Here is a 24,050-nt window from a genome sequence, read left to right as displayed (position 1 = left end):
GCCGTTAGGGCTCGAAGAGCCCGTCGGCCAGGGCCCTCGTCACCGCCGCGGTGCGGTCGTTCACGCCGAGCTTCGCGAACGCCCGCAGCAGGTGGGTCTTCACGGTCGCCTCGGTGATGTGCAGCCGCAGCCCGATCTCGCCGTTCGACAGGCCGCGCGCGACCAGCCGCAGCACCTCCACCTCGCGGGGCGACAGCGCGGGTGCCGCCGGCTGGCGCAGCCTGGTCACCAGGCGGCTCGCGATCTCCGGGGCGAGCACCGTGTCGCCCTTGGCCGCGCCGCGCACCCCGGCCAGCAGCCTGGCCAGCGACGCGTCCTTCAGCAGGTAGCCGGCGGCACCGGCCTCGACGGCGCGCAGGATGTCGCGGTCGGTGTCGTACGTCGTGAGCACCACGACCCGCGTCTCCGGTGCGACGGCCAGGATCTCGCTGGTGGCCGTCGCGCCGTCCATGCCGGGCATGCGCAGGTCCATGAGGACGACGCGCGGCGCGAGCGCCCGGACGGCCGCGAGCGCCTCGGCGCCCGACCCGCACTCGCCGACCACGGTGAGGTCGGGCTCGCCGGCGAGCATGCCCCGGATGCCGGCCCGCACCACCGGGTGGTCGTCGACGAGCAGGATCGTGATCATGCCGGCACGAGCACGGTCAGCCGGGTGCCGCCACCCGGTGCGGGCTCGACCCGCAGCGTGCCGCCGACGTCGGCGACCCGCGCCCGCATCCCGGTCAGCCCGAACCCCTCGGCACCGGCGACACCGACTCCGTTGTCGGTGACCGTCAGCTCGGCCGCGCCCGGCCGGTGGGCCAGCTCCAGCGTCACCGCGGTGGCGCCCGCGTGTTTGCGGACGTTGGCCAGCCCTTCCTGCGCGGCCCGCAACAGGACCACCTCGACCGTCATGGGCAGTGGGCCAGGCGGGGCCGCTGTGCGCGCGTCCACTGGAATTCCTGTCTCCTCACGGAAGCGTTCGGCCAGCCGGGTCAGCACCGCGGCGAGCGAGGCGCCGGACAGCTGGGCGGGGGAGAGGCCGGCCACCAGCGCCCGCGCCTCGGCCAGGCCCTCCCGGGCGGTGCGGCCCGCCATCTCGAGGTGGTGGCGGGCCCGGCCGGCGTCGCGGTCGAGGTCGGCCTCGGCGGCCTGCACCAGCATGACCACGCTCGACAGGCCCTGCGCGATCGTGTCGTGGATCTCGCCGGAGAGGCGCTGCCGCTCGGCCGCCACGCCGGCGTCGCGGGAGAGCCGGGCCACCTCCGCCCGCGACGCCGCCAGCTGTTCGATCAGGTCGGCCCGCTCGCTGCTCTGTCGCACGATCTGGTGCACCCAGTACGCGAAAACCGACGAGAACACCGTGATCACGATGGCGATGGGCACGAGCACGACGAGCGTCTCGGCGAGGTCGCCGGTGCGGACGAGGTTCGCCACCGGCGGGATCAGGTTGAGCCCGGCGACGGCGATGATCCCCGTCCTGAGGTCGGTCAGCGTGAAGAACAGCGGGATGAGCGCGAAGGAGAGGAACGACGCCGACGAGGCCAGCACGGTCGCGACCGCGTACAGCACCGCCATCACCCCGAGGAACGCCCACAGGGCCCGGGAGTCGTGTGCCTCGGCGAGCAGCCGCCGGCCCCGCACCGCGTACCAGGCGCCGATCGCGAGGACCGTCACCGCCGACCCGACCCGCGGCTCGATCGGGCGCGCGTTCTCACCGACCACGACCAGGACCGCGACCGCCACCGTCGCCAGGGCGACGTACACGTCCCACAGCTTCGTGGTCTGCCAGGCGTTCGTCACCGGTCGCGGTGGCTGCGCCACGAGAACGTCCACAGGGCCAGGAGCATGCCGCCGACCGTCCACGCCATCAGGACCAACGCCGTCTTGCCGAGTTCCCACGAGTGCACGACCTCCTGACTGAGGATGCTGTCGGGTAGGAACGCCGCGCGGAAGCCCTGTGCCATCCAGCGCAGCGGGAACAGCGACCCGAGCTGGAGAATCGGCTCCGGCAACGCGCTGATCGGGGTGAAGAACACGCCCGAGCAGAAGCCGAGCACCAGGTACGGCAGGTTGAACACCGCGCCCGCGGAGCGGGCGCTGCGGGCGAGGCCGCTCGCGGCGATCCCGAGCAGCGCGCACGCGGCCGTCCCGAGAACCAGGACCCACACGGCGGTGAACCACCGGCCCGGCGACGACGGCAGGCTGAGGTCGAACAGCACGACACCGACCGCGAGCACCAGCACCACCTCGATCGCGGTGACCACGAGCGCCATCAGCGCCTTGCCGACGAAGTAGGCGCTCGGTGGCATCGGCGCGCCGCGCAGGCGGCGCAGGGTGCCGTCGTCGCGGTCGGCCGCGATGCTCGACCCGAGGTTGACGAACGTGGTCGACGCGATGCCGCCGGCGATCATGCCGGGCACGAAGTACTGGGACACGGTGACCGGCGAGCCCTCGTACATGCCGGTGAAGATCGAACCGAGCATCACCAGCAGCACCACGGGCAGCGCGAACGTGAACACCACGGCGTCCCACTGCCGGAAGAAGATCCGGAGCTCGATGCCGGCGCGGGCGAATCCGAGGCCGAGCGCAGACGGCGTCCTCGTCACGACGGTGGTCATGAGATCAACTCCAGGTAGATGTCCTCGAGGGAGGGGCGGGTGACCGACAGGCCGGGCACCGACCCGCCGTGGCTGGCGGTGAGCCGCGCGACGAGCGCGGCCGGGTCGGCGGTGCGCTCGCTGCGGCGGTGGTCGCCGTCGAGCCAGTGGACGGTCGCGTCGGCGCCGGCGCGGCCACCGAGCGTGGCGACCTCGCCGCAGGCGACGATCCGGCCCTGTGCCAGCACCGCCACCCGGTCGGCGAGCGCTTCCGCCTCTTCGAGGTGGTGCGTGGTGAGGAGGATCGTGGTGCCGTCGGCCGCGAGGTGACGCACGAGGTCCCAGAACTGCCGGCGCGCCTGCGGGTCGAAGCCGGTGGTCGGCTCGTCCAGGAACAGCAGTTCCGGGCGTCCCACGATGCCGACCGCGACGTCCAGACGGCGCCGCTGGCCCCCGGAGAGCGTGCGGATGCGGGCCTTCGCCTTCGCGGTGAGCCCGACCCGCTCGATGACCTCTGCCGGTTCATAGGAGTTGGGGTAGTAGCGGGCGAAATGCCCGACCGTTTCGGCGACCGTCAGCTCACGGCCGTCGTCGATGTTCTGCAGCACCACGCCGATGCGGTACCGCCAGGTCAGCCCCGCCTGCTGCGGGTCGACCCCGAGCACGGTGACCTCGCCGCCGTCGCGCCGGCGGTAACCCTCCAGGATCTCCATGGTGGTCGTCTTGCCGGCGCCGTTCGGCCCGAGCACGGCGAACACCTCGCCACGGTGGACGGTCAGATCGAGCCCGTCGACCGCCGTCGCACCCCCGTACCTCTTGCGTAGTCCGCGGACCCGCACAGCTTCATTCATGCGTGTCAGCGTCTCGTCGCGGACGGTGGTTGCGGGACGACCGGGACGTTGACGGCGGTGTCCACCGGTTGGTGGACACCGCCGTCTCGGGTTCTCTGTTCCGTGCCTCTAGTCGGTGGTGGGTGGGGGTTCGATCAGGCAGAAGCGGTTGCCGTCAGGATCGGCGGCGACCAGCCAGTGGAAGCCGTCCCGCTTGTGCTCCTCGACCTCGTCGGCGCCCAGTTCGATGGCCCGCCGGCGGGCGGCCGGCAGGTCTCGGACGAGCAGGTCCAGGTGCAGGCGGTTCTTCCCTGCCGTCGGTTCGGCGACCCGCTGGAACGCGACCGCGACACCGCGGTTGGGCTGGCGGGCCAGGTGGATCTCGATGTCCGACCGGTGTTCGATCGGCACTTCGAGCAGAGCGGACCAGAAGCCGGCCAGGCGTTCGGGATCGGTGGTGTCGACCGTGACCCCGATGAAGACCGGCCACGCTGGCAGCGCGGGGGTAGCGCCCGTCTCATCCGTCATGGCGCCCGACGCTAGCAGTGAATAACCACCCGTTGCGTGCCAGATACGCCTCGTTGGTATGGATGCCCCGGAATATGACCCGCTGTGCTTTTGCGCAGGGATCGTTCGGCGCTTCCACCTGAGGATTCGGCGCTGGAAACGGCGCGCTCGGCGCATTCGCGGTTTCGCCACCTTGCGGGGATCTTTTCGGCAATGTCTGGGTATGAAGCACCGCGTGGCACGGGTGTGGGCGATCCTTCTCCGGGTCGTCCGGGCGATGCGCGGGGCCGACCTGCCGCTGCACGCCGCCGCCGTCACGTTCTACGGCGGGATCGCCGTCGTGCCGGCCGTGGTGCTCGCCATCCGGCTGTCGGCGCTGGTCACCGGTCCGGAGCGGCTCCTCGACATGACGGGCGGGCCGGTCGACGCGGTGCCCGACGCGCTCGGCGCCGACCGGGCCGTCCACACGCTCATCCGGGCCGGAACCGACCTGAGCCTCGCCGAGTCGATCGCCGCCCTCATCCCGGCGACGCTCTACGGCGAGGGGCTGCGGCGGGCGTTCAGTTCGCTCGGCCACGCGTCCGGGCCGGTGCGGGCGTGGCGGGGGCGGCTGCTCGTGCTGCCGCTGCTGGCGGCCGGGCCGGCGCTGCTGCTGGGTCTGCTCGTCGTGCTGCCGACGGCCGCGGGACTGCTCCAGCGGGGCGGCTGGGCGTCGTTCGGCGGCATCGTGGTGTCGTTCCTCGTGGTGTGGGTGGCGCTCAGCGCGATGCTCGTCTGGGTGTACCGCGTGGTCGGACCGACAGCGCCGCGCTGGCGGATTGTGACGCTCGTCGCTGTGCTCACGGCGGCGAACATCTCGGGTTTCCTGCACGGCTTCGTGCTGTTCTGGGCCATCCCGGTCGACCTTGGCCTGCCGTTCGGCGGTTTCGACGTGGTCGGTGCCGTGGTCGCGGTGGCCCTGTGGCTGTATCTGTTGCACACCTTGGCATTGATGGGTTACATCGCCACCATGGAAGTCGACCGTTCCCTGTAGGGGTCCCGTATATCGACCGCGTGCGGTCCGTAGTATGGGACATCCACGGTAGCCGCTTTACTTCGACCTCGGATGGGTAACCTCGTCCCGATGACCGCATCGCCGACTCTCGTCGCCGGCCGCTACCGCCTGATCGAAACATTGGGCGTTGGCGGCATGGGGCGGGTCTGGCATGCGTGGGATCAGACGCTCGGTCGCGACGTGGCCATCAAGGAGATCGTGCCGCCCGCGCAGCTTCTGGCCACCGAGCGTGACGAGCTGCGTCGCCGCACCCTCCGCGAGGCGCGGGCCGCGGCCCGCCTGAACCATCCCAGCGTGGTGCGCGTCTACGACGTCTTCGAGACCAACGGTCGTCCGTGGATCGTCATGGAGTTCGTCCAGGCGCGGTCCCTGCACGACATCCTGGCCTCGGACGGTCCCGTCGACCCGGGCCGCGCCGCCGCGATCGGCCTGGCCCTGCTGGGCGCGCTGCGCGCGGCTCACCGTGCCGGTGTCATGCACCGTGACGTCAAGCCCAGCAACGTCCTCCTCGGTGAGGACGGTCGGGTGGTCCTCACCGACTTCGGTATCGCCACGCTCGAGGGCGATCCCGGTGTGACCCGCCCCGGCCTGGTCCTGGGCTCGCCCGCCTACATTTCCCCCGAACGTGCCCGCGACGGCACAGCCGGCCCGGAGTCCGACCTGTGGTCCCTGGGCGCCACCCTCTACGCCGCCGTGGAGGGCAAGGCGCCGTTCGAACGCAACTCCGCCATCGCGACGCTGACCGCCCTGGCCTCCGAGGAGGTCGAGCCACCGCGCAACGCGGGCGCCCTGCGGTGGGTCCTCAACGGTCTTCTCCGCAAGGACCCGGAGGCCCGCATCGACGCCGCGGAGGCCGAACGCCGCCTCCGGCGGGCCACGTCGTCGAGCGGCGGGTCGGCGGTGGCCCGCAAGTTCCGTTGGCCATGGGCGAAGGCCCCGGAAACGGGCTACCGCCCGCCCCGCCAGCCAGGCCCCATGGCGGACGGACCTGTTTCCGGCGGTCCTGTTGCGGGGCGGCCCGTTTCTGGTGGTCCTGTTGCGGGCCGGCCTGTTTCTGGTGGTCCTGTTGCGGGGCGGCCCGTTTCTGGTGGTCCTGTTGCGGGCCGGCCTGTTTCCGGGGCGCCTGCCGCTGGTGGTCCTGTTGCGGGTGGGCGGCCTGGTAGCGGCCCGGTGGCGCGCGGGCGGGCCTCTGCCGGTCCTGTCGCCGGCGGCCCTGCGCCCGGCGGACCTGTTGCGGGCGGTCCCATGGCGGGCGGCCCTGCGCCCGGCGGGCCTGTGGCCGGTGGCCCCGCGATCGGCCGCGCTGGTGCGGGCGGCATCGTCCCGGGCCGCGCCGGTACGAATGGGACCGGCCCCAGCGACCCGACCGGCGCCACCCGCTCGGACGGTTCCCGTTCGTTCCGCCCCGATGGCCCGCCTCCGGATCGCCCGCGGTCCGACGGGGCACGCTCCGACCGGACCCGCTCGGATGGCGCCCGCTCCGGCGGCGCCCGTTCCGGCGGCGCGGCCGCCGGCGGTGCGGTTTCCGGCGGTGCGGTTTCCGGCGGTGCGGTTTCCGGCGGTGACCGTTCCGGCGACCGCCCGGGCGGGGTCGGCGGCACTGGCCCGGTGGGTGGACCCGGTTCTGGCGCGCGGCCGCGAGGGTCGGCTTCGGTCCCCACTGCGGCTTTCCCGGCGCCTTCCCCCGCGGTTCCCCCCGCGTCTTCTCCTGCGGCACCCCCCGCGGTTTCTCCGGCGGCTTCTGCTGCCGCTCCGGCGCCTGCCCGGCCGGCGCCGACCGCTCCGATGCCCCGGGCGCCCGAGTCCACCGAGGCGTTTGCGCCGGCGGCTCCGACCTCCCCGGCGTCCGAGGGGAAGCCGGCTGTCGCGGCGCCGCGTTCGGCGCCACCGTCGTGGCCCGTGCCCCGCTTCCAGACGATGCCGAAGCGGCCGGCGGGAGCGCCCACGGAGCCTCCCACGGTTGCGGCCGCTCCCGCTGCTACCACGGCCCCGCCTGCTCCGACGGTTCCCGCTGTGCCGGCGCCGCGTCCGGCCGCCGACGACGCCCGGGCCACGGACGGCACGGGCGACAAGCCCCAGGCCGCCGCGACCACGGCCACGGCTGCGCCGGTCGACTCGGTCCTTGAGGCAGCGCCGGTCGACCCCGCTGGCGGGGAAGGGCCGGTCGACTCCGCTGGCGGGGAAGGGCCGGTCGACTCCGCTGTCGGGGCTGCGCCGGTCGACTCCGTTGTTGGGGCGGGGTCGGTCGACTCGGCCGCTGAGGCGGTCACGGAGCCCGAGGCGGTGGTGGCACCGGAGCCGGTGCCAGACGCCGACAATGCCTCCGACGCCACGCCGGCTGCCACGGCCGTCGCCGACACGGACACCGTTCCGCCGTCGGGCAAGGGGCGTGTCGGACGGGGTCGGAAGGGTCGGAAGGGCAAGGCCGGCGTCCGGCAGGCGGGGGTTACCCCGGCCGTGACGCCCGTCGTCGAGCCTGAGGTGGCGACGACTCCTACCCGGGACAGCGGATCCGATGATGCTGCGGTCGAGGCCGCACCCGCCGCGGTCGAGGGTGGGGCAGCTGCGGAGTCCCGGGATGGCGCGTCGGTGGGTGGCGGGTCGGAGGATTCCGCCGCGGCTGACGCGACCGTGGCCGGGGATCGCGTCGCCGAGGTTGATACAGCCAGGGACGACGTCGCCATCGCCGGTGCCGCCACCGCCACGGCTGACACCGCTCATGCTGATGCCACCAATGTCGACGCCACCAATGTCGACGCCACCAAGGCTGACGCGGTCGGCCCTGACGCCACCAAGGTTGACGCCACCAAGGTTGACGCCACCAAGGTTGACGCCGTCGGAGTTGATGCCGACGGGGTTGATTCTGCGGAGGGTGATGCCGACGGGGTTGACGACGGTAAGCCCGACGCCGCCCTGGTCGACGCCGGCACCGAGGAAGTCGATTCCGCCGAGGTCGGAGAACGACCTGGCCTGGCCGAAAGTAGTGCGGCGCTCGCGGGGGCCGGCGCGTCCAAGGAGTCGGCATCGAAGGACTCCGCGTCGAAGGCGTCCGCATCAGAGGATTCGGCGTCGGCGGCAGCCTCCTCCGGGTCGGGGGCGTCCGGCGCCTCGCCGTCCAACGGCCTGCCCGCCAGTGGCTCGAGCGGCTCCACCGAACCTGACGGGTCCAACCCCGACGCCACCACCGTCGTCGCGCCGGGGATTGCTCAGTTGGGGACGCGGTCGCCTGGGCGGCGGTCGCCCACCGGCCCGCCGGGTTCGCCCGAGCGCACCGCGGTCGTGCCCACACCCGCCGCGCGTCCGGCCGCCTCCTCCGCTGGCACGTCGGCCGCCGCGTCCGCCGGCACGTCCGCCGCCGGTGCCTCCGCTGCCACCTCGGCGTCGGAGCGGGTGCGGGCGTTGGCGCAGGTCGTGCGCACGGACGCCGGGGACCGGTCCGACGATCGGCGGAAGCGGATCCTGGTCGTCGCGGTAGCCGTTGTCGTGCTGGTCGTGGCGGTCGTGTTCATGGCCACGCGGAACACCGGGGGTGACGGGGCGCCCCGGGACAACCGGGCCGGGGGTGGGGGTAACCAGACGGCGACGTCTGCTGCGGCCAGTCCCACTGCGGGGCAGCCCACGAGCGAGCCGGCGGCGCCGCCGGCCAGCGCGCCACCGACGGACACCGCGACGGCGGCGCCGCCGGGGGACCAGCGGCCGCAGTTGCCGGCGGGCTGGCGTGAGCACGTCGACCCGACCGGGTTCTCCGTCTATGTGCCGGCGCACTGGAGGGAGTCGCGGGAGGGCCGGATGGTCTACTTCCGCGGCGACGGCCGGGTGCTGGGCATCGACCAGACCAGCCAGCCGCGGTCCGACCCGGTCGCCGACTGGCGGGGGCAGCGCGACCAGCGGCTCTCCGACGGCGACTTCCCCGGGTACAACGAGATCCGCATCGAGGAAGTGCCGTACTTCGTCAAGGCGGCCGACTGGGAGTTCACGTACAACGGCGGCAGCACGCACGTGAACAACCGGGGCGTGGTCGTCGGGCCGAAGAAGGCGTACGGCTTCTGGTGGCAGACCTCGGGCAACGACTGGGAGGCCGCGAAGCCGATCCTGCAGATCGTCTTCGACAGCTTCCGTCCGTCGCCGGGGTCGGAGGCGTAGAAGGTCACCGCCGCGCTTCGGCCAGATGCTCCTGGACCGCGTGCGCGTCGGCCGGGCTCGTCTTCGCCGCCTTCAGGTACATGATCCCGGTGGGCACGAAGAAGATCTGGAACAGGGCCAGTCCCGTGGCGTAGTTCAGGGGTGGCGGCAGGCTGCGCGCCAGTCCCGAGAACACGACGCCCACGAGGGCGTTGCCGGCCGCACGGCCGACGCTGTTCACCAGGTTGCCGAGGCTGTAGACCGTGCCGCGGTGCTCGGGCGGGTTCACGTCGGCGATCAGCGCGAACCAGTTCGGCGAGTTCGCGCTGGTCAGCGCCAGCCCGATGACGGCCGCCAGCAGGCTCAGCGTCACGGTGGGCTCGGTGAACACGCTGCGCAGCACCGCGCCCGTGACGGCGCCCGACCCGGCGTCGGGTGCCACGTCGACGTGCATCGGCACGAAGAACAGCACCACGTAGAACGGGATGCCGCCCAGCACCCCGACCGCCGCCACCAGCGCGCGGCCGCCGGGAACCCGGCGCTGCATGCGGTCGCCCACCAGCCCGCCGATGATCGACAGGACGCCGCCGAGCTGGAACAGCGTCGCGAAGGTCGCGCCGATGGCCACGGCGGTGTGCGTCTCGAACCCCTGCTCCTCCGCCCGGGACTGGAACAGGCGCGGCAGCCACACCAACGACCCGAACGTCACCTGGGCGGTGAGGCCCTGCATGATCAACCACACGTTCGTGCGCCGCGCGAGGATCCCGGGCAGGTCGCCGGCCGAGATGCGCCCCTCGTACTCGCCACCCTGCTCGTACAACTGCTTCAGTTCAGGCTCGTTCTCCCCTCGTCGAATGTCATATGTGACCAGGTAAGCGAGCGCCGCCACCACTCCGACGACGGCGACCACCCGGAACGGGCGCTGCCAGTCGCCGGCACCGAGGAGCCCACCGACCAGAGTGCCCGCGAGCGTACCGACGCCCTGTGACAATCCGAAGAAGCTCATCACGAGCCCCCGCCGGCGCGGGGAGATCAGGTCGCTGACCACCGAGAAGCCGACCGAGCCGACCGCTCCGAGCCCGACCGCGCCCACGACCTGCGCCACCACGAACACCGCGAAGCTGCCCGCGTACCCGCTGCCGAACGTCCCCGCGGCCCACAGCAGCGTGCCGACCACGAGCAACGGCCGGCGGCGGAACCGGTCACCCGCATAGGCCCACGCGACCGCGGCGACCGCGGTGACCAGATACGTGACGGCGGTGACCGCGGCCACGACACCCTCCGGTACGTCGAGCGCCTCGCCGATGGGGTCGTAGAGCGGCGGGACCAGGCCGATCGCCACATTGTCGAGCGACGCGAGCACCACGAACACGACGACGGTGTAGGTCCGCCGCGCGCGGCCCGGCGGCGTGACGCTCGTCATGCGCACACACTAATCAGCGCGCGTCTGTCACACCCCTCGGGCAGGATGTCTTCCGGTAGGAGGTGACCATGCGTATCGGTCCTTACCGGCAGGTGCTCGCGATGCCGGGGATGCGCTCGTTGATGCTGCTGGCGATCGTGGCCCGGGTGCCCGTCGTCGCGGCTCCGATCACGCTCACCCTGCACGTGGTCCTCGACCTCGACCGGGGATACGCGGCCGCCGGGCTGCTCGCCTCGGTGCTCACGCTGGCGTCCACGGTGGGCGCGCCGCTGCTCGGCCGCCTGATCGACCGGCGGTCGCTGCGCATGGCGCTGGCCGCGAGCACGGTCGCCGAGATCCTGTTCTGGTCGGTGGCGCCGGTGCTTCCGTACCCGGTGCTGCTGGTCGCCGGCGCGGTGCTGGGCCTGCTGACGATGCCGGTGTTCTCCGTGGTCCGGCAGTCGATCGCGGCGCTGGTGCCCGAGGAGTCGCGGCGGCCCGCATACGCGCTCGACTCGATGGCCGTCGAGCTGTCGTTCATGGTGGGGCCGGCGCTCGCCGTACTGCTGGTCACCCAGATCTCCGCGACCGCGACGATGTACCTGGTCGGCGCGGCGATCGTGCTGGCCGGCATCGGCCTGTACATCCAGAACCCGCCCATGCGCACCGCCGACGAGGAGCAGGAGGTTGCCGGCGTCAAGGTGCCACGGCGCGAGTGGCTCCGGCCGGCGTTCGTGTCGCTGCTGGTGCTCACCGCCGCCACCACGGCGGTGCTGGCGGCCTCCGACATCGCGCTGGTCGCGGAGCTGCGCGCGTCGGGCGACACGAAGTGGATCGGCCTCATCATGGCTGTCTGGGCGTTCTACTCGATCATCGGCGGGTTCGTGTACGGGTCGATGAAGCGGGTCGCGCCGACGGTGGTGCTGGTGGCCCTCATCGGCCTGTTCACGATCCCGATCAGCCTGGTCGACGGTGTCCTGCTGCTGGCGCTGGTGCTGATCCCGGCCGGTGCGTTGTGCGCGCCGTCGCTCGCGTCCTCGGCCGACGCGGTCAGCCGCCTGGTGCCGGCCGGCGCCCGCGGTGAGGCGATGGGCCTGTACAACTCCGCCCTGACGCTCGGCCTGGCGATCGGCGCCCCGGTGGCCGGCGCCGTCGTCGACGCGGCCGGCCCGTCGTGGGGCTTCGTCGCGGTGGGGGCCGGCACACTGACGATCGCGCTCGCCGTATACCCGTTCGTCCGCCACTCGTCGGCCCCAACCGGGCCGGAAGACGCGGGGGCAGAAGGTGCGGGGCCGGAAGGTGCGGGGCGGGAAGGCGCCGGGCCGGAGAGTGCTGGGCCGGAGAGTGCTGGGCCGGAAGGTGCTGGGCCGGAGAGTGCTGGGCCGGAAGGTGCTGGGCCAGAAGACGCTGGACCGGAAAGTGCCGGGCCGGGCACCGCTCCGGACGCCGGGCGGCGGTCGACCGTCGACGCCAGCACCCTCGTGCCCTGAGCCGCCCCGAGCCGCCCCGAGCCGCCCTGCCGGCGCCGGTGCGGCCCTTGCGGCGGTCGGTGGTGCCGCTGGTCGAGCAGGAGCGCGGCCGTCGAGGCGTGCCGGGCCGCGAGGCGAGGACCACCGAACCGCCGGTTCGCGACGCGCGACGGGCGACGGGCGACAGGCGACAGGCGACGGAAACTATCGGGCACGGAAGTACCTCTACGTCGGCCGTTGAGGTACTTCCGTGCCCGAAAGTCCAGCCCCGTACGACTCTGCTGGCCGCGGGCGCGGATACGGACGCGACCCTGGAGCGCCGTGCGGGGCGGTCCAGGGTCGCGTCGACGAGCGTGGAGGTCAGGCGGGCGTCAGGCCCGAGCGGAGCACCTGCAGCGAGTGTGCCAGCAGCCGCGACACGTGCATCTGGGAGATGCCGATCTCGGCCGCGATCTGCGACTGCGTCATGTTGCCGAAGAAGCGCATCGCGATGATCTTCTGCTCGCGCTCGGGGAGGCGGGCGAGCAGCGGCCGCAGGGCGGCGCGGTTCTCGACGCTCTCCATCTCGGGGTCGGTGCCGCCGAGCAGGTCCATCAGCTCGCCGCCGCTCTCGTCGCCCGAGACGGGGGCGTGCAGCGACAGGGCCCGGTAGGCCTGCGAGCAGTCGAGGGCCTCGATGACCTCTTCGTCGGTGACCTCGAGGTGCTGCGCCAGGTCGGAGACCGTGGGGGAGCGGCCCAGCTTCTGCGCCAGGTCACCCGAGCACTTGCTGATCTCCAGACGGAGTTCCTGCAGGCGGCGGGGGACGCGCACGTCCCAGCCCTTGTCGCGGAAGTGGCGCTTCAGCTCGCCGACGATCATCGGGATCGCGTAGCTGGTGAAGGCGGCGCCACGGTTCGGGTCGAAGCCGTCGATCGACTTCAGCAGCGCCAGCGAAGCGACCTGCACGAGGTCGTCCATGAGCTCGCCGCGGTGACGGAACCGCCGGGCCAGATGCTCGGCGAGGGGGAGGTACATCTCGACCAGGCGCTCGCGGGCGCGGGCGCGGTCGGGGCTGCCGGCGGGGAGATCGGCGAGCAGGGTAAGAAGAGCGAGGGCGTCCGCGTCGTTCTGCGCCCGGGTGGACGCCGCGGTGCGGACGTCCGAAGTGGCAGAAGACTTCTCCTGCCCGACCATTGTGGTCATTGATCCAGGCCCTTCCATGCTCCGGTGCTCCTGCACCATCTCGACTGCACCATCTAGACACTCGTACCGTTGGGTTGCACCGTTCGGTTATCCCTATATCAGCCGTTCGGCCGATGTCGGTGACCATGAAGATACGCCTAAGAGGCCTCACTGGCAACAGCCGCACCACCCGGAACGGGTGAAGCGGATCACGCGATCCGCTTGACGAAGCTGAGCAAGGTACCGCTGGGGTCGTTCGGACGCAGGTCGAACCCGTCCGACACGGCCTCGATGATGTGGAGACCGCGGCCGTGCTCGGCGAGGAGGGGCATTCCCCGCGGGGTGGCCTGGTGGTCGAAGCCGTGGCCGGCGTCGACCACCTCGATGCGGCATTCGACCTGGTCGAGGCTCACCATGACCTGGTAGCGGTCGGCCGGCTGAGCGTGCGCGACCGCGTTGGCACACGCTTCGGCCAGCGCGAGCAGGATGTCGTTGCGGCACTCCTCGGTGACGCCGGCGGACGTCAGGGTGGTGGAGAGGATCCGGCGGGCCATGGGCACGCTGGCGTTGTCCCGCGGGAGGGAGAGCGTCAGCCGTACGTTCACCGGCGCCGCTGCCGATCCATCGCCAACCTCCTTGCCGCGCCATCCTTGACCATTGGCGGGTACCCAGGCGGGCGCCCGGGAAACGCCGGACTAGGAAGCGGCGAGCTGTCGCAGGGTCACCTCGGCGCTGCCCTTGGTGGCCTCGACCGTGTACCGGCCCGCCCGCGACCGCAGGCTCACCGGCGCGTCGAGGACGCGGGCGGCCCGCACCAGGATCAACCCGAGGTCGGCGTCGGACACCCGGACGGCCAGCGGCCCGCCCCGGCGACGCGTGCCGCCGCACAGCACCGCCGCGCGCCAGGCGGCCTCGGCGAGGTCGGCGCGGTGCTGCCGCTGCCGCCCGGACTGGTAGCCGGTGCTGCCGCACAGCCGCTCGTAGCCCGACGACCACGCCCGGCTCAGCGGCCAGTCGGACAGTCCGGTCGAAACCACCCGGTGGACCTCGTACCGGTGCCACCCGCCGGCCACGTACTCGTCGCGGTGGGCGTCGAGGGCGAGCCCGTCGAGCAGCGTGGTCAACCGGCACGCCGCCGCTTCCCGGCTGAACTCCATCACGGTGCGTCCGTGCCGCCCCGAGCCGGTACGGGCGCACCGCAGCAACATCGCGATCTCGAAGCCTGCCGTGACGGCTGTGCTGTGAAGGACCGTGTCGACCGGCATTCCGCTCACTCCCCTCCGCGCTCCTCGCAGGACGGATTCGCGTGTACCTACGGTGCCGGTTGGTGTGAGGTTCGGGACGGGAGCGGCGCTGCGCTTGAGAGAAACTTTGGCTCCGGGAAACGGGCGTAACATTCCGTGCCGTGCGAGGAGTGCGAGCGGCGCGGACGGCCATCTGCCTGGCGCTGCTCGCCGTGCTCGCCGGGTGCCCGTCCAGCGCCGACGACGTCCCGGCCGGTCAGTTCCGGATCGCGACGGGCAGCCCGGGCGGCGTCTACTTCCTCTACGGCGGCGCCATCGCCGACAGCGTCCGCAAGCGGCTGCCCGACCTGACCCCCAGCGTGATGGAGACCGCCGCCTCCGCCGAGAACCTGCGGCTCGTCGAGGAGGGCAAGGCCGAGATCGGGTTCGCGCAGGCGGACACGTCGGCGGAGTTCGCCGGAGACGGCCGGGTGGTCGCCCTGGTCCGGCTCTACGACGACTACCTGCACCTCGTGGTGCGCACCGACAGCGGGATCACCTCGCTCACCGGCCTCCGGGGCAAACGCGTGTCGATCGGCGCCAAGGAGAGCGGCACGATCGGCACCACCAGGCGGCTCCTCGGTACCGAGCAGATCGACCCGGCGAAGGACATCCAGCCTTTCGAGCTCGGACTCGACGACTCCGCCGCCGCGCTGCAGGCCAACCGGATCGACGCGTTCTTCTTCTCCGGTGGCCTGCCGGTGGGACGGGTGGCCGAGCTCGCCGAGCGCGGCGGGATCACCATGGTGTCGATCGGGCAGTACGCCGCCGACCTGCGGGCCCGGTTCGGCCAGTACTACACCGAGCACACCGTGCCCGCGTCGACGTACGGGTTGCAGACCGTCACCACGGTCGGCATCCCGAACTATCTCGTCGTGTCGAAGGACCTGCCGGAGCAGACCGCGTACGAGGTCACCAGGTTGCTGTTCGAGGACCAGGCCACGCTCCTGCGGGCGCACCCGGTCGCCGCGCGGCTCAACTCACGCAGCGCGATCTACACCCACCCGCTCGCGCTCCACCCGGGAGCCAGGCGCTACTTCCGACAAATCAAGCCTTAAGGGGACGGGAACCAGAGCACCGCCTCGAGCCCGTGCGGGTCGGCCGGCCGCAGGTCGAGGCGGCCGCCCGAGGTCTCCACCAGCACCGCGACGATGGGTAGGCCGAGCCCGCTGCCGATCGTGTTCTGCGACGTGGGCGCGCGCCAGAAGCGCTCCATCGCCTTCTGCCGCTGCTCCTCGTTCATGCCCGGCCCGTTGTCGACGACGTGCACGGCGACGCCGTCGTCGTCGGACGGGCGGACCCACACCGACACCGAGGTGGCGCCGTACTTCAACGCGTTGTCGATCAGCGCGTCCAGGGCCTGGCCGACGGCGGTGGTCACCGTGCGGACCTTCATCGGGCGCAGCGCCGGCACCCGGCGCAGGACCACCCCGTGCTGCGCGGCCAGCGGCTGCCACGCCGTGATCCGGTCGGCCGCGACCGCGTCGGCGTCGACCAGCTCGAACTCGAAGTTGCCCTTCTCCGCGCTGGCCAGGGCGAGCAGGCTGTCGAGCACCTCCGAGAGGCGCTCGGTCTCCTGCAGGGCCGTGCGTCCCTCGTCACCCGGCACGGCCTCGCTGAGGTCCTCGACCCGCAGCCGCAGCGCGGTGAGCGGGTTGCGCAGCTGGTGGCTGGCGTGCGAGACGAACGACCGCTGCCGCTCCAGCACGTCGGAGACCGTGCTGACCATCTCGTTGAACGCGGTCGCCAGCCGGCGCAGCTCGGGCGGGCCGCCGGCGGCCGGCGCGCGCCGGTCGTAGTCGCCGCTGGCGATGTCGTGCACGGCGGAGTCGAGTTCGGCGATCGGCCGCAGCGTCCAGCGGGCCAGCGCGATCGCCATCAGGATGAACACGACGAGGGCGAGCAGGCCGCCGCCGGTGAGCAGCCACCAGACCTGGCCGGTGCGGGCGGTGAGCCGGTCGGTGGGCGAGATCGTGACGACCGCGCCGAGCGTCTCGCCGCCGCTGCCGATCGGTGCGGCGACGACCATCGGCCGGTTCTCCCACGGCCACACGGTGCGGGAGGCGTCGGGCTGGTCGCCGGCCAGTGCCCGGTCGCGTTCGCGTCGGGCGTCGTCGGAGTCGAGGGTCAGGCCGGGGCGGGAGCTGACGAGCGTCTGCCGGTCACGGTCGACGACGAGCGCGCCGATGCCGTACATCTCCTCGTACCGCTGGAGCTCCGTGCGCAGCGCCTCCAACTCGGAGTTGGCCGGCCCTTCCGGCTCGCGCGCCTCGCTGGTGATCGCGGTCTCGGCGATCGACGCGAACTGCACCGCGTCGGCGAGCCGGTCGAGCGCGACCCGCTGGCTGTTGCTCGACGCGGTGGCGATCGCGAGCGGCACCTCGAGCGCCGCCAGCACCAGCACCAGCAGCGCGACGTAGCTGGCGGCGAGCCGCCGCCGCATCAGCCCGGTTCCGTGTTGAGGCGGTACCCGACCCCGCGGACGGTCTGCACCAGCCCGGGGTCGCCGAGCTTGCCCCGCAGCGCGGCCATGTGCACGTCGAGCACGTGCGGACCCACGTACGAGGTCTGCCAGACCTCGATGATGATGCGGTCGCGGGCGACGGCCATGCCGGGGCGGCGCGCCAGCGCCGCCAGGATGTCGAACTCCTTGCGGGTGAGCGTCACCTCGATGCCGCCGCGTAGGACGCGGCGGGCGGTGAAGTCGATGGTGAGGCCGCCGATGTCGACCTGGTGGGTGGCGGGGGTGGAGCGGGCGGCCCGGCGCAGCACCGCGGCCATCCGGGCGTGCAGTTCGGCCATCGAGAACGGTTTGACCACGTAGTCGTCGGCGCCGGTGAGCAGGCCGGTGACCCGGTCGCGCTCCTCGCCGCGGGCGGTGACCGCGATGATGCCGACCTCGGGCTGCCGGGCCCGCAGCATGCGGCACAGGTCCATGCCGTCGCCGTCGGGTAGGCCGAGGTCGAGCAGCACGATGTCGACCGGCGCGGCGTCGAGCGCCTCGGCGATGGAGCCGGCGCAGTCGACCTCGTACCCGCGTTTGCGCAGGCCGGACGCGACGGCGGCGGCAACCCGGACGTCGTCTTCGACCAGCAGCACCCGCATCGGCTACACCGGTCGCCAGGGGGTGGCGAACGGGCCGGTGACGCCGGGTTCGGCCACGAACAGCGAGCCGGCGAGCGGCTGGTCGGCCACATCGATGCCGTTGATGGCCGTGGTGATGTACAGCCGCCCGCCCGGCCCGAACGCGCAGCAGGTCACGTTCGTCACCGGGAGCCTGATGACGGCGTCGAGCCGGCCGTCGGGCGTGTACCGGTGGACCGCCGAGCCGCCGTACAGCGCGACCCACAGGCACCCGTCGTCGTCGACGCACATCCCGTCGGGGTGGTGCACCTCGACGAGGACCCGCCGGGCGCCGAGCTTGCCGGTGTCGAGGTCGTAGTCGAACGCGTGGACCGTGTCGGCGGGGGTGTCGATGAAGTACATGGTGCGGCCGTCGGGGCTCCAGCCGAGCCCGTTCGACAGGCCCGCGGGTCCGAACACCTCGGTGGCGGCGGGGCCGGCGTCGAGGCGGTACAGCGCCCCGGTGCCGTCGCCGTCGGAGTACGGCATCGTGCCGGCGAACGCGCGTCCCCTCGGATCTGCCTTCGCGTCGTTGAACCGCAGGTCGGGACGGTCGGCCAGCACGTCGAGCACCGGCGTGACGGCGCCGGTGCGCGGATCGAGCGTGACGAACCCGTCGCGGCGCACCACGAGGTACGTGCCGTCGGCGGCGGGGAGGGCCGCGCCGACGTGCCGGTCGAAGGGGAACGAGGCCCGGGCACTCCCGTCGGCCTCGGTCAGGTGGACCTTGCGGCCGAGGATGTCGACCCACACCAGGCAGCCCGCGGACTGGTTCCACGCCGGGCCTTCGGCGAGGTCGGCACCGGCCGGTACGAAGATCTCGGCCGTCGATTCACGCACCACACGGGAATCGTAACGGCGAGGCTCACCCGGCGGTGGGGGCCGGCGCGTTGGCCGGTGCGGCCGCCTGCGACCGGTTGCGGAGCCAGCCGCGCCGCGGCTGCGCGTTGTCGTGGGCGGCGGCCAGTTCGGTGGCGGCGGCGGCGGTCTCGGCGCCGAGCGCGCGCACGGCGGTGTCGGCCACGTACTCGGCCTGACGGGCGGCCCGGGCCTTGGCCAGCGCGATGTGGTACCGCTGCCGCGCCTGCACCTCGGCCGCGCGGAACTCGCGGGTGCGCTGTTCGGCCTCTTCGTGCCGGGCATCCCACCCGCTGGTACCGAACCAGATCCTGCGCAGTTCCTCGGCCGAGAGGTGGCCGCGCCGGTAGGCGTCGAGCGCCGCTCGCGCCACGTCGCGTTCGGCGTCGGAACCGTTCGACGGGACCGGCTCAGGCGCGGCCGCGAGCGCGTCGGCGTGTGCCTTTCGCGCCTCCTCGTAGAACCGCTCGGCGGTGTCGAGCCGGCTGGCGGCCTCCTGGCTGCTGTGGCGGGCCTGGTTGGCGACCGTCTGCGCGCGGGCGCTGGCGGCCCGTAGGAGCACGTACTCGCCGCTGGCGCCGTTGGTCCAGCGCGGGTCGGGGGTGCGTCGCGGCGTCGGCCGGCTGTCGGCCGTTCTGGGCGCGGGCACCGTCGGCGCGCTCGCGGCCGCGGTCACTTCGATGGGACCGGCGACAGCGGGGCCGTCGATGTCGGGGCTCTCGGCCGGTGCCGCCGTGGCGGCCGGTACGCGGCGGGCGCCCCTGGGCCGGGGGACCCGGCCGAGGCCGGCCTCGCGGCGCCGGGCGCGGCGGTGGAGCCACCACGCGACGAGACCGGTGCCGAGAACGATGACGAGCCCGCTACCGGTGACGATCGCGTACACGATGAGCACGGGCACCTCGGTCTGCTCACCGGGCGTCCAGGCGAGCGGTACATCGTGCGTGATCATGGCCTCACCCCCATGCCACGGCCATCATCCCATTGACCGCCATAATTTGCCCACATTTGATCAGAGCACGGATCGGCAACGTCACCCGGCGTGCTCGGGCAGTCCCTCCGAGCGGAAGAACCGGCCGTCGTCGGTGACCACCGCGGACTCGTACCCGTCCGGCAGCGTAGCGAGCCAGTCCAGCCCGGCCGCACCCATGGCGACCGCGGCCGTGGCGAACGCGTCGGCCCGCCCGAGGTCGGGGCCGGTGACCGTCACGGACCGTAGTCCGCTGGCCGCGCCGCCGCCGCGCGGGTCGATGACGTGCTGCCCGCGTTCGTACGTGCCGGAGGTGGCGATCCCGAGGTCGCTGCCGGCCAGCACGAAGCACACGGCGGCCGGGTCCCACGGGTGGCGCACGCCGATCCGCCACGGCCCGCCGGTCGGCGCGTGGCCGTGTACCCGCACGTCACCGCCGGCGTTGAGGCTGTGGTCGGTCGCGCCGGCGGCCATCAGCCGGTCCGATGCCACCTGGACGGCCCAGCCCTTGACGTATCCGGAGGGGTCGAGCCGGCCGGTGGCGTACACGTCGAAGTACCCGTCGGTCTCGGCCCACAGGTCCGCGCAGACGGCGAGCACGTGGCGCAGGTCCTCGCCGGCCCCGCTGGCGGTCAGCTGACCGGCGTGCAGGCGGCTGACCTCGCTGTTCTCCTTGTACGTGCTGAACGTGTCGTCGACCAGCCGCATCCAGGCGTACACCTCGTCGGCGAGCCGGGCGGCCTCGTCGTCGGGGACGGTTCCGGCGATCTCCAGGCTGATCGCGGTCCCCATGATCTGTTCGACGCGGCGCAGGCCCACCGGTTACCGCTTGTCGAGGGCCGACTGCAGCGACTTCTGGTAGGCCTCGCTCGTGTAGGTCGCGCCGCTGACCGTGTCGATGTCGGCGCTCTGCTTCTGCAGCGCCTGCTGCTTGAGCTTCGGGCCGGCGTTCGCCGCGATGGCGGCGCTCTCACCCGTGTTGGGCAGCTTGGCCGTGACGTCGCTGATCTTGCCGCCGGTCACCGTGATCGTCACCTGCACCGGACCGTACGGCGTGTTCACGGTGTCGCCGACGATCTTCTTGGGGGCGGCGTTGTTCGCCGGCGGTGCGGGCGTGCCGGTCGGCTTGGCGGTGCCGGTCGGCTTCGGGGTGCCGGTTCCCGCCGGGTTCGAGCCGGTCTGTGCGGGCGGCTCCTCCAGGGCGACCGGGTCCGTGTCCGGCCCGGCCTGTGCCTTGATGCCGACCAGCAGGGTGGTGGCCGCGGCGGTGCCGAGGATGGCGAATACAGCACGACGCATGGTGGATGAGCCCTCCGGCTACAGTTCGAACGCGCTGACGTGGATCTGGCGCTTCGGGACGTGCAACGGACGCAGCGCGGTGACGACGGCCTTCGCGAAGTCCGGCGGGCCGCACAGGTAGATGTCCCGCATGGTGATGTCGGGTACCAGGTCGGCGAGGCCCCACGAGGTGAGGAGCTTCTTCGGTCCGGGCTCGTTGCGCGAACCGGTCACCACGTGCAGCTTGCCGCCGCGGGCGCGGGTGATCTCCTCGAGCTCGCCGCGCAGCACCAGGTCCGCCTCGCTGCTGGCCCGGAACACCACGACGGTGTCGCCGGGCAGCTCGGGCAGCATGGCCCGGGCGGGTGCGATGCCACTGCCGGCCGAGATCAGCACGGCCTTCGTCATCGTGCGGGAGGCGATCGTGTGCTCGCCCTCCGGCGCGGAGATCCACGCGCGGGTCTCGGGCTGCAGCTCGCGCAGCTTCGACGTGTACGACCCGACCGCCTTGACGGTGATCCGCAGCCAGTGCGAGTTCGGCGGCGCCGACAGCGAGAACGGGTGCGCCTGGGAGATGAACCCGGCGCCGAGGAACCGGAACCGCAGGTACTGGCCGGCGCGCGCGCCGAGCTGGTCGAGCCGGTTGCCGCTGAGGTACACCGAGACGGTGTCGCCGCCCTCGTCGACCACCTCGGCGACCCGCACCCGGTGGTACATGTTGATCAGCAGCGGCACGCCGACGCGTCCCCACACGACGGTGCCGATCACGAGGATGTGCAGGGCGGCCCAGTAGTACTTGCCGGTGCCGGCCCCGACGTCCTGGCCGGCGCTGAACTGGTGGGCGTACCCGAGGTACAGCACCACGTAGGCGCTGCGGTGGATCCAGATCCAGGCCTCGTACGGCATCATCTTGCGGAGCTGGCGGATGCTCAGCACGGCGAGCCCGGTGAGGATGCCGGCGGCGGCGAACGCCCCGACCATGTCGGCCTGGTCGTTGAAGAGCCGCAGCCCTTCCTTGACCGGCCCGTCGCCGCTGAAGACGGCGTACCCCTGGATCAGCAACAGAGCGTGGGCGATCGTGCTCACCACGACGAGCGCGCCGATGTCGCGGTGCCACTTGAGCATCCGTTCGGCGCCGGCGGCGCGCTGGAGCCCGGGGAGGCGGGCCATCAGCGCGATCTGGGTGAGCAACGTGTAGCCCGCCACGAGACCGGTGAGCCGGCCGGCGGCGATGAGGACCGCACCGGTCCCGTCGAGGTTGGTGGTGTGCTGCCACCAGAGGGCCACCGGGAACGCGAGTCCGGCGAACCAGAGCGCCAGGATGACGCGGCGCGCGGTGGTCCGCGCGGTCTGCGACGGCGGTGGTTCGGAGGCCGGTACCGGACGTCCGTCGGTGCGGCTGTCGGTCCGGGTGTCCGGCCGGGCCACCGTCTGGGTGGCGGTGCGCCCCTCGGACCCGTTCTGGCCCGCTGGGACGGTCGTGGTGCCGGTGCCGGTCCACCGCTGCGAGTCGGCGACCGGGCCGGCCGCTGTGCCTACCGCTGCCGACGCTGACGCCGATGCCGAGCCGGCCGCACGCGCGGATCCGGCCCAGGCGGGTGCGCCGGGTCCGGTGGGTGCCCAGGCCGGGGCGCTCTCGCCGGCGGGTGCCGGTGAGACCGGGATCTGACCGGAGTCACCGCGTCCGCCGTCGCCCCGTCCGCCGTCGCCCCGTCCGCCGTCGCCGCGGCCCCAGCCGTCCCGGGTCTCGCGACCCCAGCCGGTACGCCCTTCGGCCCGCCGGCGTCCACCCCGACCACCGGCCGGTGCCGGCGACACGGGGGGCTGGTAGCCCGGGGCGTCCTGGTAGACGGGTGCGGTGGGCAGTCCACCCTGCGGCTGCGAGGGCCGCCGGAACTCGCCGGTCGTGTCGGGCCGGGGGAAGCCGCCGGTCGTGTCGGGGCGCGGGAAGCCACCCGTCTGGTCCGGGCGCGGGAAGCCACCGGTCGTGTCGGGGCGGGTCTGTTCGGACCGCGGGTATCCGCCACCCGACGTCGGGTAGCCGCCGTTCGCGGGGTAGCCACCGGTGGCGTCCGGCCGGGCGAACTGGCCGGTCGCGTCGGGCCGGCGGAACTCGCCGGTCGCGCGGTGGTCACCGGGGTCGGGGCGCCGGAACTGTCCGGTCGAGCCCGCACCGGGTACGCCCGCACGGGGAACGCCCGCACCGGGTACGCCCGCACGGGGAACGCCCGCACCGCCGGCCGCGCCGGACGCCGGGCGGGGGAAGCCACCCGTCGTGTCCGGGCGGGGAAAGCCGCCGGTCGCGTCGGGCCGTGGGAAGCCACCGGTCTGGTCGGGGCGGGGGTAGCCCCCGCCCGACGTAGGCTGCCCGCCCGCCGCGTAGCCGCCGGCAGCGGGATATCCGCCGCCGGCCGGGTAGCCGCCGCTCGTGGGGTATCCGCCGCCGGCGGGGTAGCCGCCATTCGCGGGGTAGCCGCCGGTGGTGTCCGGACGGCCCGCCGGTGCCCGGAACTCGCCGGTCGCGCGGTGGTCGTTCGGGTCGGGACGCCGGAACTGGCCGGTCGCGCCCGCGCCGCCGCCCGCACTGCCGCCCGCGCCGAGCGCCGGCCGGGGGAATCCGCCGGTCGTGTCGGGGCGCGGGAAGGCACCGGTCTGGTCCGGGCGGGGGAAGCCGCCCGTCACGTCGGGCCGGGGGAAGCCGCCCGTCACGTCGGGCCGGGGGAAGCCACCCGTCACGTCGGGCCGGGGGAAGCCGCCCGTCGCATCCGGGCGGGGGTAGCCGCGGGGGTCGTAGCCGGCCGGGTCGGCCTGGCCTCGCCGGTCGGGGTAGCGACCCGGCTGCCGGCCGGCGGAGCCGTCATACGCCTGCGGCTCCCCGTACCCGGCGCCGTAGCCCGGATCGGACGCCGGGCGCTGCTGGGGGACGTCCGGCGCCCGCCGCCGGCCGCCGCGCGCGGAGCGGGGCCCCGGCTCGTCGGCCGCGCGGGGCGGGTAGCCCCCGTAGCCCGGATACGCCGACTCGTCGTCAGCACGACCATGGCGCGGTCGATGGTCCGGGGACTCGGCTCCCCAGCCAGACCGCTGCTCCTGTGTGGGAACGTACGGCCCGCGTCGCGCCGTCGTGTCCCGTCCATATCCTGTCACCGGTGTCGTTGGTACAGGACCCGGGCATCCCGGTGCGAGCCGTCACCGCCAACCTTCAGGGCCGCCTAAGGTTCCATAAACCAGACATGCCAAAAAGGATTCATGGGCTCCACCCCACGGGTGAAGCCCATGATCAAAGGAAACCTGGTATCCGAGTCGCAGGCTCGCGCGCAGTCGTGTAATCGGCAAAGCCGACATTTTATCCCGGCCCGCCACTCTCCGTCATCGCAAACCTGCCCGCCAGGTCTGCGCCGGCGGCCTTGATCGTCG

Annotated in this window: 20 protein-coding genes and 1 pseudogene; 5 read left to right on the top strand and 16 right to left on the bottom strand. The window is 73.0% G+C overall.

Going from position 1 to position 24,050, the window contains the following annotated elements; genetic code table 11:
• Positions 1–4 precede the first annotated feature (4 nt).
• From Voc01_RS20605 to Voc01_RS20585, 5 genes are all read right to left on the bottom strand, one after another.
• Positions 5–628, bottom strand: coding sequence for a response regulator (locus Voc01_RS20605; RefSeq protein WP_203929118.1), 624 nt, complete (start codon positions 626–628; stop codon positions 5–7).
• Positions 625–1,815 carry a sensor histidine kinase gene (locus Voc01_RS20600; RefSeq protein ID WP_203929117.1) on the bottom strand — a complete coding sequence of 397 codons (1,191 nt, stop codon included), beginning with the start codon at positions 1,813–1,815 and terminating at the stop codon, positions 625–627. The genes Voc01_RS20605 and Voc01_RS20600 overlap by 4 nt, the downstream gene beginning before the upstream one ends.
• Complete coding sequence (locus tag Voc01_RS20595; protein WP_203929116.1) at positions 1,779–2,600, bottom strand: ABC transporter permease; 822 nt, start codon at positions 2,598–2,600, stop codon at positions 1,779–1,781. Before Voc01_RS20595 ends, Voc01_RS20600 begins: the two co-directional genes overlap by 37 nt.
• On the bottom strand, positions 2,597–3,430 hold the full coding sequence (locus Voc01_RS20590; protein ID WP_203929115.1) for an ABC transporter ATP-binding protein: 834 nt from the start codon (positions 3,428–3,430) through the stop codon (positions 2,597–2,599). The genes Voc01_RS20595 and Voc01_RS20590 overlap by 4 nt, the downstream gene beginning before the upstream one ends.
• Before the next feature lie 108 nt (positions 3,431–3,538).
• Positions 3,539–3,937, bottom strand: coding sequence for a VOC family protein (locus Voc01_RS20585; RefSeq protein ID WP_203929114.1), 399 nt, complete (start codon positions 3,935–3,937; stop codon positions 3,539–3,541).
• A gap of 214 nt (positions 3,938–4,151) precedes the next feature.
• On the opposite strand from Voc01_RS20585, the gene Voc01_RS20580 reads away from it, so the two are divergent.
• The 3 genes and pseudogenes from Voc01_RS20580 (at position 4,152) to Voc01_RS53170 (ending at position 9,113) form a co-directional block, all read left to right on the top strand.
• Positions 4,152–4,949: a YhjD/YihY/BrkB family envelope integrity protein gene (locus Voc01_RS20580; RefSeq protein ID WP_239160348.1), complete on the top strand. Its 798-nt coding sequence runs from the start codon at positions 4,152–4,154 to the stop codon at positions 4,947–4,949.
• Between the two features lie 90 nt (positions 4,950–5,039).
• Positions 5,040–6,071: pseudogene (locus Voc01_RS53175) on the top strand (serine/threonine-protein kinase); the annotation flags it as partial.
• 2,178 nt (positions 6,072–8,249) lie between these two features.
• On the top strand, positions 8,250–9,113 hold the full coding sequence (locus Voc01_RS53170; RefSeq protein ID WP_239160349.1) for a serine/threonine kinase C-terminal domain-containing protein: 864 nt from the start codon (positions 8,250–8,252) through the stop codon (positions 9,111–9,113).
• A gap of 4 nt (positions 9,114–9,117) precedes the next feature.
• On the opposite strand, the gene Voc01_RS20570 is transcribed toward Voc01_RS53170, so the two are convergent.
• Positions 9,118–10,515: an MFS transporter gene (locus Voc01_RS20570; protein WP_203929111.1), complete on the bottom strand. Its 1,398-nt coding sequence runs from the start codon at positions 10,513–10,515 to the stop codon at positions 9,118–9,120.
• Positions 10,516–10,583: 68 nt separating this feature from the next.
• On the opposite strand from Voc01_RS20570, the gene Voc01_RS20565 reads away from it, so the two are divergent.
• Complete coding sequence (locus tag Voc01_RS20565; protein ID WP_239160347.1) at positions 10,584–11,984, top strand: MFS transporter; 1,401 nt, start codon at positions 10,584–10,586, stop codon at positions 11,982–11,984.
• Between the two features lie 339 nt (positions 11,985–12,323).
• Here the strand turns inward: Voc01_RS20565 and Voc01_RS20560 are convergent, their stop codons facing one another.
• The 3 genes from Voc01_RS20560 to Voc01_RS20550 form a co-directional block, all read right to left on the bottom strand.
• A complete protein-coding gene (locus Voc01_RS20560) occupies positions 12,324–13,148 on the bottom strand; it encodes an RNA polymerase sigma factor SigF (protein ID WP_203929110.1) in 825 nt (274 codons plus the stop codon).
• A gap of 188 nt (positions 13,149–13,336) precedes the next feature.
• Positions 13,337–13,732, bottom strand: a complete 396-nt coding sequence (locus Voc01_RS20555) for an ATP-binding protein (protein ID WP_203929109.1) — start codon at positions 13,730–13,732, stop codon at positions 13,337–13,339.
• Positions 13,733–13,822: 90 nt separating this feature from the next.
• Entirely contained in the window at positions 13,823–14,392 is a 570-nt protein-coding gene (locus tag Voc01_RS20550; RefSeq protein WP_203929108.1) for a hypothetical protein, read from the bottom strand.
• A 140-nt stretch (positions 14,393–14,532) separates the two neighbouring features.
• Here Voc01_RS20550 and Voc01_RS20545 point away from each other — a divergent pair, with 140 nt between their 5' ends.
• On the top strand, positions 14,533–15,468 hold the full coding sequence (locus Voc01_RS20545) for a TAXI family TRAP transporter solute-binding subunit (RefSeq protein ID WP_203929107.1): 936 nt from the start codon (positions 14,533–14,535) through the stop codon (positions 15,466–15,468).
• On the opposite strand, the gene Voc01_RS20540 is transcribed toward Voc01_RS20545, so the two are convergent.
• The 7 genes from Voc01_RS20540 to Voc01_RS20510 form a co-directional block, all read right to left on the bottom strand.
• The gene (locus Voc01_RS20540; RefSeq protein WP_203929106.1) at positions 15,465–16,853 is read right to left on the bottom strand and encodes a sensor histidine kinase; all 1,389 of its coding nucleotides are present in this window, start codon (positions 16,851–16,853) and stop codon (positions 15,465–15,467) included. The genes Voc01_RS20545 and Voc01_RS20540 overlap by 4 nt on opposite strands.
• On the bottom strand, positions 16,853–17,515 hold the full coding sequence (locus Voc01_RS20535) for a response regulator transcription factor (RefSeq protein ID WP_203929105.1): 663 nt from the start codon (positions 17,513–17,515) through the stop codon (positions 16,853–16,855). The genes Voc01_RS20540 and Voc01_RS20535 overlap by 1 nt, the downstream gene beginning before the upstream one ends.
• Positions 17,516–17,518: 3 nt before the next feature.
• Positions 17,519–18,376 carry an SMP-30/gluconolactonase/LRE family protein gene (locus Voc01_RS20530; RefSeq protein ID WP_203929104.1) on the bottom strand — a complete coding sequence of 286 codons (858 nt, stop codon included), beginning with the start codon at positions 18,374–18,376 and terminating at the stop codon, positions 17,519–17,521.
• 22 nt (positions 18,377–18,398) lie between these two features.
• Complete coding sequence (locus tag Voc01_RS20525; RefSeq protein ID WP_203929103.1) at positions 18,399–19,340, bottom strand: hypothetical protein; 942 nt, start codon at positions 19,338–19,340, stop codon at positions 18,399–18,401.
• An 81-nt stretch (positions 19,341–19,421) separates the two neighbouring features.
• Positions 19,422–20,150 carry an FAD:protein FMN transferase gene (locus Voc01_RS20520; protein ID WP_203929119.1) on the bottom strand — a complete coding sequence of 243 codons (729 nt, stop codon included), beginning with the start codon at positions 20,148–20,150 and terminating at the stop codon, positions 19,422–19,424.
• A 30-nt stretch (positions 20,151–20,180) separates the two neighbouring features.
• Positions 20,181–20,657: an FMN-binding protein gene (locus Voc01_RS20515; RefSeq protein ID WP_203929102.1), complete on the bottom strand. Its 477-nt coding sequence runs from the start codon at positions 20,655–20,657 to the stop codon at positions 20,181–20,183.
• Positions 20,658–20,675: 18 nt separating this feature from the next.
• The gene (locus Voc01_RS20510; protein WP_203929101.1) at positions 20,676–23,780 is read right to left on the bottom strand and encodes a ferredoxin reductase family protein; all 3,105 of its coding nucleotides are present in this window, start codon (positions 23,778–23,780) and stop codon (positions 20,676–20,678) included.
• Positions 23,781–24,050 lie beyond the last annotated feature (270 nt).

It is taken from the genome of Virgisporangium ochraceum (genome assembly GCF_016863655.1).
Taxonomy (GTDB): Bacteria; Actinomycetota; Actinomycetes; order Mycobacteriales; family Micromonosporaceae; genus Virgisporangium; species Virgisporangium ochraceum.
Note: the sequence above shows the minus strand (reverse complement) of the source record. Positions and strands in the feature narration are given on the sequence as shown.